Genomic DNA, 8,663 nt, shown 5'->3' with positions numbered 1-8,663 from the left:
AGAACAAATTCCCAGATCTGCCAATATTATAATCATGAGACTGGGCCGTATGCAATATATGGACCAAACCGGCCTTTATGCCATGGAAGAAGTACTACTGGAATTGAGAAAACACGAAATCTTACCTCTTTTTGTAGACATCTTAAATCAACCGCGATATATGATGGAACGTATTGACATTATCCCTGATCTGGTGCCGCTCGAGCATATTTTTGAAAATTTTGATGATTGTGTTAAATGGATTGAACAGCAGGAGGCAATGGAGCAAACCTAGTTCTTTAGTGCTTTTAGGTTAAAAATGCTTTCTTGATGGATATTTGTTATAAATTTGCCTTTTCTTTTGCATATTACCTTCATTAGAATATGCATTTATTACTAGGAGGATGATAGACCAGCTAAAAAAACATTTAAAAGAAGTAGATAATTTCTCTTCAGATAATCCCAAGGAAATTGAAGCATTCCGAATTCAATACCTTGGCAAAAAAGGTCTGTTAAATCATTTCTTTTCCGAATTTAAAAATATACCTGCTGAAGAGAAAAAAGAATATGGTCAAACAATAAACCAACTTAAAAGTAAGGCCACTGAAAAGGTAAATTCACTTAAAAAAGCTATCGAACTTGGTAGCCGGGAAAAAAGGATATATAATGATCTTACAAGACCTTCCGAACCAATGGAACTTGGGGTGCGCCATCCTATTTCTATCGTAAAAAACCAGATCATAGATATTTTTTCCAGAATAGGTTTTAATGTCTCAGAGGGGCCCGAAATTGAAGATGACTGGCACAATTTTACTGCTTTAAACTTGCCGGAACACCATCCTGCAAGAGATATGCAGGACACCTTTTTTATTCAAACTAATCCTGATGTGCTCCTACGCACACATACCTCTTCTGTTCAGGTACGGTATATGGAAAACAATAAACCGCCTATCCGAACGATCTCCCCCGGTAGAGTCTATAGAAACGAGGCAATATCGGCCAGGTCACACTGTTTTTTTCATCAGGTAGAAGGGCTATATATTGATAAGAAAGTATCATTTGCAGATTTAAAGCAAACACTGCAATTTTTTACTACAGAGCTTTTTGGTAAGTCCAAGATAAGACTTCGACCATCCTACTTCCCATTTACCGAGCCCAGTGCCGAGGTTGATGTTTATTGGGGTCTTGAAACTGAAACAGACTATAAGATGACTAAAGGAACGGGCTGGTTGGAAATAATGGGATGTGGTATGGTAGATCCAAATGTATTGGATAATTGCGGTATAGATAGCAAAACTTATTCCGGGTTTGCCTTTGGAATGGGCATCGATCGCATTGCCTTACTTCTTCATCAAATTTCCGATATCCGCTTGCTCAGTGAAAATGACGTAAGGTTCCTGGAACAGTTTAAAAGTGCTTTTTAAATACTGTTGTCAGCAATAATAGAATTAAACCCGCCCATGAATACGCATTATAATATAGCCTTTATATGATTAGAAATTCAATTAAGTAGTTCACCCTTTCCATTCATTAAAGGGGTACTTACTTAATTGAGAGTTGTAATATTTGATATCACCGGTTACTTCCAATCCTACCCAGGCGGGCACTTCAATATTGTCATTTACATTTTCAGATTCAATTTCTGCCACTACCAAACCTTCGTTAGAACCAAGAAATTCATCTACTTCAATAATATGGTTCCCCGTTTTTACACAATAACGGATTTTCTCCAAAATTTCTTTTTCGCATAGCTCTAAAAGGAGCTCCGCCTCTGAGACTGGTATCTTTTTTTCCCATTCAAATCTAGTAGTACCTGAAGAATTAGATCTGCCTTTTACCGTTAAAAAAGCGTTGTCATCCGCTATTCTTATTCTCACTACCCTATCCGGATGTGAATTTAAAAACCCCTGAATAATATGTGTTTTGGAATAGGCCAAAGATCTGTAGTCCTTTGAATTCACCAGATATTTTCTTTCTATTTCTATCATATTCGTACACACTTAAACACGAGATTTGGAGAACTCTTAGATTTCTGCTTCCCCCAAATTTGCGATCTTATCAGAAGGAATTTTAATTTTTTCATATGAATTATTTGCCAACCATACCATACTGCGGGCAATTGCTTGAGGAGTTACAGATCTGTATTTTCTAAATGGTCCAACCAGAACAGTATTCAGAACAAGAAATACTTTTTTTGCAAACCATTCTCCAGGCCTATTTTCTTCCCTGTGACCTGCAATAAGTGATGGTTGTAAAATGTGAATTTTTGGAATTCCCATGGAAACCAAAGCATTTTCCATTTGGCCCTTCAGTTTAGTGTAAAAAACCCTGCTTTCAGCATTTGCTCCTAAGGAAGAAATTACAACAAATGTCCCTATTTTGTTTTTTTTACATAGTGATGCAGCGTTGAGCGGAATTCCAAAGTCAATTTTTTTATAAAGGTCTTTATCCGGGGTTTTAGCCCTGGTAGTTCCTATACAACAAAATACTTCATCTGCCAGAAAATCACTCTCATGATCAGATAATCTCAGCAGGTCAATAATGTGCTCCTGCAGCTTTTCATCTCTTATTTCAACCGATTTCCTTGAAAATAGCTTTATTTTCTTATACCTATTGTCTTTGAGAAGTATTTGCAATAGAATGCTTCCGCACAGACCAGTAGCCCCTAATATAATTGCTGTTTTTTGCGCCATTTCAATTAGACTAAATATACCTTAAATTTGAATATGCACAATGAATTACCATTGCGAAAAATAATACATGTAGACATGGATGCATTTTATGCCTCGGTTGAGCAATTGGATAACCATGAGCTTAGGGGAAAGCCTTTGGCCGTAGGTGGAAGTGAAAAAAGAGGTGTAGTATCCGCAGCAAGCTATGAGGCTCGAAAATATGGAGTGAAAAGTGCGATGAGTGGTTATCTGGCTCGACAAAATTGTCCTAATCTTATATTTGTTAAACCACGATTTCATAGATACAAAGAAGTATCATTACAAATAAGAGAAATCTTCCAGGACTATACGGACATGGTAGAACCACTATCATTAGATGAAGCATATCTGGATGTTACAATGAACAAAAAGGGAAACCCTTCTGCCACCCTAATCGCTCAGGAAATAAGGCAACGAATTTTTAATGAAATAGGTTTAACCGCTTCAGCAGGAATATCTATTAACAAATTTGTAGCCAAAATAGCCAGCGACTTCAACAAACCTAATGGACAAAAAACGGTGAACCCGGAAGAAGTAATTCAATTCCTTGAAGATTTGGAAATAAGGAAATTTTACGGCGTTGGTAAAGTGACTGCCACTAAAATGTATAACCTTGGCATTTTTACCGGTAAAGATTTGAAAAGCAAATCGCTAGAATTTTTGGAAGATCATTTCGGAAAGAGCGGCGCACACTACTTCCATGTTGTCAGAGGCATTCATAATAGTCCGGTGAAAACTGAACGTGTTCCCAAATCTGTTGGCGCCGAGCGCACTTTTAGTGAAAATCTTAGTAGTGAGGTTTTCATGTTAGAACGATTAGATCATATAGCCAAAGAACTTGAGGGCAGGTTAAAGAAATCGGAAATTGCTGGTAAAACGATTACACTGAAAATAAAATATAGTGATTTTAGCCTCCAGACACGAAGTAAAACTTTACCCTATTTTGTGTCAGATAAAGATTTGATATTAGAGACCGCTAAACAATTATTATATCAAGAGAAACTGGAAAACTCAGTAAGATTGTTAGGTCTTTCACTTGCTAATTTGAATACTGAAATCAAGGAAACGGATAAGGTGAAAGACATGATTACAGTGCAACTCAAATTTGACTTCTAAGCTTAAATTTTGTTCTTTCTTTTTTGCTTATTTTATAACAAATCTTTCGTTTTTTAGTACTGGTTTTTAAGCCATACGCTGCTTAATGGCTAGAAAATAGCTCTTTTTTTGTTTAGAGTTGAGAATTAAAACCAGCTATGTTTACTGCTATAATTAAACAAAACTGTTAATAGTCTATCTAAATTTTCCCACTTTAATATCTTTTAGTAGTATTGAAAAAAATTGCTATGAGAAAGAATGTTTAAGTCCCTTTTTGGATAAAACTTTTACTTTCCATATTAAACATTTTAATCGTCTTTAAAAGAATTAGAATTTATGAAGGAATTTAAAAATTTTGATAAAGCCGCCTCCAGTTTCTACAAAAATACTCAGGTAAAAGTTTTACCTATTTTAAGCTGGGACATTTCAGGATATTATTTTGACAAGACCTGCAAAGATTTTGACGATCTCAGAATTTTAAAAACACTTGCACAAAACAACCGCTGGTCTTACAAAAATACTTTCGATGAAGAATTTCTTGAGAAGGAGCAGGTTATAGTTGTTACTGACCCTGATTTGAAAATTGTATATGCCACAAATAATATTTATAAAATGAATGGTTATACTTTGGATGAGATTAAAGATAAAACTCCAAAGATTTTTCAGGGCCAAAAAACCAACAGAAAAACTAATGCTGCAATTTCGAAAGCCGTTAAAAACAGGGAGCCTTTTGAAGCTATAGTCGTCAATTATAGAAAAGATGGCTCAACCTATAATTGTTGGATTAAAGGAGAACCCATTTTCAATAAAAAGGGTAAAATTGTAAATTTCATTGCTTACGAGCGAGAAGTAGCATAAGAATTTCTAACTGATCATTCTACAAATCGATCTAGAAGGTACAGGTTTCAATTTCTGTAACCCGGAGCGTATTCACCATGCCCTTGCTCTTTATTGGCATTGCTGCCAAACTAATAAGCATATCACCGACATCTAAAAAACCTTTCTTACACGCTATACTGTTTACATCTTCGATAGTCTCATCTGTTGAAACAAACTTGTCATAGTAAAATGTTTTTACGCCCCATAGCAGGTTTAGCTGAGTTAAAATTCTCTTGTTAGAAGTAAACACCAGGATATGAGCACTTGGCCGCCATGCTGAAATTTGGAAAGCCGTATAACCACTATTTGTGAGTGTGGATATAGCTTTGGCTTTAATTTCGTTGGCCATTATGGCCGCATGATAACAAACAGATTTAGTAATATACCTTTTTGTTCTTATGTGGGGTGGCTCCTGAGGAACTTGAATTAATTCAGATCCTTCAACACTATGCAGGATACTGGACATTTTTTGTATAACCTCAACCGGATAATTTCCGACAGAAGTCTCGCCCGAAAGCATAACTGCATCTGCTCCATCCATTACCGAGTTTGCAACATCATTAACCTCAGCCCTTGTTGGCGTAAGTGAAGTAATCATTGTTTCCATCATTTGGGTGGCGATAATTACAGGAATCCTTGCTTTTTTCGCTCTTAACACCAATTTCTTTTGTATGAGTGGTACCTCCTGAGCCGGAACTTCCACACCAAGGTCTCCCCGTGCTACCATAATCCCATCGCAATAGGAAACAATTTTATCAATATTTTTTACTGCTTCCGGTTTTTCAATCTTAGCAATAATTGGAATTTTATGTTTTGAATGTTCTCTGATTAAATTTTGAAGATCAATAAGGTCCTGACTAAATCTAACAAAAGACAAAGCAATCCAATCCACATCTAGAGAAATAGCGAAAATGGCATCTTCAATATCTTTTTCAGTAAGCGCCGGCAAGCTAATATTGGTGTTTGGAAGGTTTACTCCTTTCTTCGATTTCAATGGACCTCCCTGAATGACTTTCGCTCTTACTTCATTTTCCTTATTGGTAGTAAGAACTTCAAACATTAGTTTTCCGTCATCCAGCAAAATGCGTTCTCCAGGGTTTACGTCTTTTGGAAAGCTCGAATAATTCATATATACTTTTTCGGCATTCCCTTCGAAGGGATCTCCTGTTACAAAGGTCATCTCATCGCCTGGGGAAACAATAACTTCACCCCCCATAACCCCAACCCTCAATTTCGGGCCTTGTAAATCAGCTAAAATGGCCGTATAAATTCCCATTTCTTCATTAAGTGATCGAATCATTTCGACACGCTTGGAAACATCTTCATAATCAGCATGAGAAAAGTTAATTCTAAAGACATCTACTCCAGATTCTATCATCTCCTTAAGGACCTCTCTTTTGTTTGTTGCCGGCCCCAAGGTGGCTACAATTTTTGTCTTTTTTGTACTGGGCATACTTCTATATAATTAAGTTTTGCTTGGATTTTAGATTAGCGGTTTCAATTTGATATGCAGTAATTATCTTGGGTATTTTAAGAATTGAATTCATAATACCCTTATCTGCTTCATTTTCTTCCTGTTCAATTTTTAATAAATAATCTACATCCTTGTATTCAGGTAATATATGATAAACAGTAGTTGATGTTTCGTTGCTAAAAAGATCATCAACTTCTAAATATTCTTCTTTAATACTGGTATTAATGATCAACGTCCAATCCCTTTCATTAAGTTTATCTTTCCATTCATAAATAGGATAGGAGGTTTCATTAGATATATCGAGATCTGTCTTAGATCTTTTTAAACTTATTTTAAGTGCATCATTCAAAGCATATGCCAAAGCATAATCTTCCAAATCAGAATGTAATGCAATAAGAACATAATTTTCTTCACAAAAATCATCAGAAAATTTATGCAATGTGATCATTTCTTTGAGTAAAATGTAAATATAAGATTATTATATCTGTATCCTTCCCATTTTGTCCTGAAGGGCGAAAAATGCCCTTTTAGATGCTTTTTCTTCAGCTTTCTTTTTTGAGGTAGCCCTTGCTTTGGCCATTACTCTTTCATCTATTGAAAGTTTAACGGCAAAATGCTTTAAAGGATCCTTACCTGTATCCTCATATACCTTGTATTTGAATTCCTTTTTCTGCTTTTGGCACCATTCAATTACAAGACTTTTATAGCTGATTACCTTTCCTTCCAGCTGCTCAATGTCTACATATGGTTCTATAACTCTATCATTAATAAACTTCTCACAATATTTATAACCCCTGTCTAAATATATTGCACCTATCAGAGCTTCAAAAACATTTCCATGGATATTATCCCCAAAATGTGATTTGGGAATTCTACTTTCTACATATGATATTAGATTCAAATCCTTTCCTAATTCATTTAAATGTTTTCTGCTTACTATTTTAGAGCGCATTTTTGTTAGATACCCTTCATCGCCATTAGGAACTTCATTGTATAAGTATCTTGAAATAATAGTCCCCAACATAGAATCGCCAAGAAATTCAAGTCTCTCATAATTCAATGGCAGGCCATTTTTATCCTTTTTGTTGGCAGACCTGTGAAGGAAGGCCTTTTTGTAAACATTAAGTTTTTTAGGTTTAAACCCTAAGATATTTGAAATCCCTAAAAAAAAATCCCCATCCTCTTTAGAATGGGAATTGAATATATTTGAAGGAAAGTTCATCTTGCTATTTAGCTAAATTTCTTGAATACCACACATGCATTATGTCCACCAAAACCAAATGTGTTACTCATTGCCACATTAACCTCCCTTTTCTGGGCTTTATTTAATGTTAAATTTAGCTTTGGATCTATGTTTTCATCTACCACAGAATGATTTATGGTCGGTGGAACCAGATTATGGTTCATTGCTAAAATAGAGGCAATAGCTTCAATAGCCCCGGCAGCACCTAATAAATGCCCTGTCATTGACTTCGTAGAATTAATATTTATGTTAGGAGCATGATCACCAAAAACCTGACTGATTGCTTTTAATTCAGCAACATCACCTAAAGGGGTAGCCGTACCATGTGTATTGATTGCATCAATATCCTCAGGTTTAAGATTCGCGTCGCTTAAACAGTTTTCCATTACCTTTACCACACCAATTCCTTCAGGGTGTGGTGCGGTCATATGATATGCGTCACTCGATAGTCCTCCGCCAACTAATTCCGCATATATTTTGGCTCCTCGTGCTTTCGCATGTTCCAATTCTTCCAGAATTAATGCCCCGGCACCTTCCCCAAGTACAAAACCGTCTCTGGTGGCATCAAAAGGTCTGGATGCCGTTTCCGGGCTATCGTTACGGGTAGATAAAGCATGCATAGCATTAAATCCTCCCATCCCTGCAATAGTAACCGCTGCCTCACTTCCTCCGGAGACAACCATATCACAATAGCCTAATCTGATATAATTTAATGCATCAATCATAGCATTAGCAGAAGAGGCACAAGCAGAAACTGTTGTATAATTAGGCCCCATAAAACCATGCTTAATTGAAATATTCCCGGGAGCGATATCCGCTATCATTTTTGGAATAAAAAAAGGATTGAATCTTGGCGTTCCGTCACCAGCGGCAAAGTTTAACACCTCATTTTGAAAGGTTTCCAGGCCACCTATTCCGGCACCCCAGATAACACCTACTCTAAATTTGTCTATCTTATCCAGATCTAAACCAGAATCCTTAATTGCTTCATCTGAAGAAATCAAGGCATATTGAGTAAATTTATCTAATTTTCGCGCTTCTTTTCTGTCAAAGTAATTCTGTGAATCATAATTTTTTAACTCGCAGGCAAATTTTGTTTTAAATTTTTCTGTGTCGTAATAGGTAATAGGCGCAGATCCACTTTGGCCTTCTCTCAAACCTTTCCAGTATTCTTCAATGTTATTACCAATAGGTGTTAAGGCACCAAGTCCAGTAACCACAACTCTTTTTAATTGCATTTAACCTATTTTTAAATTGATGTCTAACCCAAGTGTAAATTAAA

General features: G+C 36.0%; 9 protein-coding genes and 1 pseudogene. 4 read left to right on the top strand and 6 right to left on the bottom strand.

The genetic code is table 11. From position 1 onward, the window contains the following. Nucleotides 1-274: pseudogene (locus Q0X89_RS00715) on the top strand (STAS domain-containing protein); the annotation flags it as partial. A 109-nt stretch (nucleotides 275-383) separates the two neighbouring features. Then, entirely contained in the window at nucleotides 384-1,403 is a 1,020-nt protein-coding gene (gene pheS / locus Q0X89_RS00710; RefSeq protein ID WP_297690689.1) for a phenylalanine--tRNA ligase subunit alpha, read from the top strand. A 90-nt stretch (nucleotides 1,404-1,493) separates the two neighbouring features. Here pheS and Q0X89_RS00705 read toward each other — a convergent pair whose 3' ends face one another. Continuing rightward, nucleotides 1,494-1,967 carry a CYTH domain-containing protein gene (locus Q0X89_RS00705; RefSeq protein WP_297690688.1) on the bottom strand — a complete coding sequence of 158 codons (474 nt, stop codon included), beginning with the start codon at nucleotides 1,965-1,967 and terminating at the stop codon, nucleotides 1,494-1,496. A gap of 36 nt (nucleotides 1,968-2,003) precedes the next feature. Continuing rightward, complete coding sequence (locus tag Q0X89_RS00700) at nucleotides 2,004-2,672, bottom strand: NAD-dependent epimerase/dehydratase family protein (RefSeq protein WP_297690687.1); 669 nt, start codon at nucleotides 2,670-2,672, stop codon at nucleotides 2,004-2,006. A gap of 33 nt (nucleotides 2,673-2,705) precedes the next feature. Here Q0X89_RS00700 and dinB point away from each other — a divergent pair, with 33 nt between their 5' ends. Further along, entirely contained in the window at nucleotides 2,706-3,806 is a 1,101-nt protein-coding gene (dinB, locus tag Q0X89_RS00695) for a DNA polymerase IV (RefSeq protein WP_297690686.1), read from the top strand. A 315-nt stretch (nucleotides 3,807-4,121) separates the two neighbouring features. Next, entirely contained in the window at nucleotides 4,122-4,643 is a 522-nt protein-coding gene (locus Q0X89_RS00690; RefSeq protein WP_297690685.1) for a PAS domain-containing protein, read from the top strand. 31 nt (nucleotides 4,644-4,674) lie between these two features. On the opposite strand, the gene pyk is transcribed toward Q0X89_RS00690, so the two are convergent. The 4 genes from pyk to fabF are packed head-to-tail and all read right to left on the bottom strand — an operon-like array spanning nucleotide 4,675 to nucleotide 8,619. Continuing rightward, nucleotides 4,675-6,117 carry a pyruvate kinase gene (gene pyk, locus Q0X89_RS00685; RefSeq protein WP_297690684.1) on the bottom strand — a complete coding sequence of 481 codons (1,443 nt, stop codon included), beginning with the start codon at nucleotides 6,115-6,117 and terminating at the stop codon, nucleotides 4,675-4,677. 4 nt (nucleotides 6,118-6,121) lie between these two features. After that, on the bottom strand, nucleotides 6,122-6,586 hold the full coding sequence (locus tag Q0X89_RS00680; protein WP_297690683.1) for an IPExxxVDY family protein: 465 nt from the start codon (nucleotides 6,584-6,586) through the stop codon (nucleotides 6,122-6,124). 30 nt (nucleotides 6,587-6,616) lie between these two features. Next, the gene (gene rnc, locus Q0X89_RS00675) at nucleotides 6,617-7,360 is read right to left on the bottom strand and encodes a ribonuclease III (RefSeq protein WP_297690682.1); all 744 of its coding nucleotides are present in this window, start codon (nucleotides 7,358-7,360) and stop codon (nucleotides 6,617-6,619) included. A gap of 8 nt (nucleotides 7,361-7,368) precedes the next feature. After that, nucleotides 7,369-8,619 carry a beta-ketoacyl-ACP synthase II gene (gene fabF / locus Q0X89_RS00670; RefSeq protein WP_297690681.1) on the bottom strand — a complete coding sequence of 417 codons (1,251 nt, stop codon included), beginning with the start codon at nucleotides 8,617-8,619 and terminating at the stop codon, nucleotides 7,369-7,371. Nucleotides 8,620-8,663: the final 44 nt, after the last annotated feature.

Origin of the sequence: uncultured Eudoraea sp., assembly GCF_947258525.1 — a bacterium.
GTDB lineage: Bacteria > Bacteroidota > Bacteroidia > Flavobacteriales > Flavobacteriaceae > Eudoraea.
This window is presented reverse-complemented; position numbering and strand designations above follow the sequence as displayed.

Coding starts and splice junctions, on each gene's coding strand:
- pheS (WP_297690689.1), top strand. CDS start 384: ATGATAGACCAGCTAAAAAAACATTTAAAAGAAGTAGATAATTTCTCT.
- Q0X89_RS00705 (WP_297690688.1), bottom strand. CDS start 1,967: ATGATAGAAATAGAAAGAAAATATCTGGTGAATTCAAAGGACTACAGA.
- Q0X89_RS00700 (WP_297690687.1), bottom strand. CDS start 2,672: ATGGCGCAAAAAACAGCAATTATATTAGGGGCTACTGGTCTGTGCGGA.
- dinB (WP_297690686.1), top strand. CDS start 2,706: ATGCACAATGAATTACCATTGCGAAAAATAATACATGTAGACATGGAT.
- Q0X89_RS00690 (WP_297690685.1), top strand. CDS start 4,122: ATGAAGGAATTTAAAAATTTTGATAAAGCCGCCTCCAGTTTCTACAAA.
- pyk (WP_297690684.1), bottom strand. CDS start 6,117: ATGCCCAGTACAAAAAAGACAAAAATTGTAGCCACCTTGGGGCCGGCA.
- Q0X89_RS00680 (WP_297690683.1), bottom strand. CDS start 6,586: ATGATCACATTGCATAAATTTTCTGATGATTTTTGTGAAGAAAATTAT.
- rnc (WP_297690682.1), bottom strand. CDS start 7,360: ATGAACTTTCCTTCAAATATATTCAATTCCCATTCTAAAGAGGATGGG.
- fabF (WP_297690681.1), bottom strand. CDS start 8,619: ATGCAATTAAAAAGAGTTGTGGTTACTGGACTTGGTGCCTTAACACCT.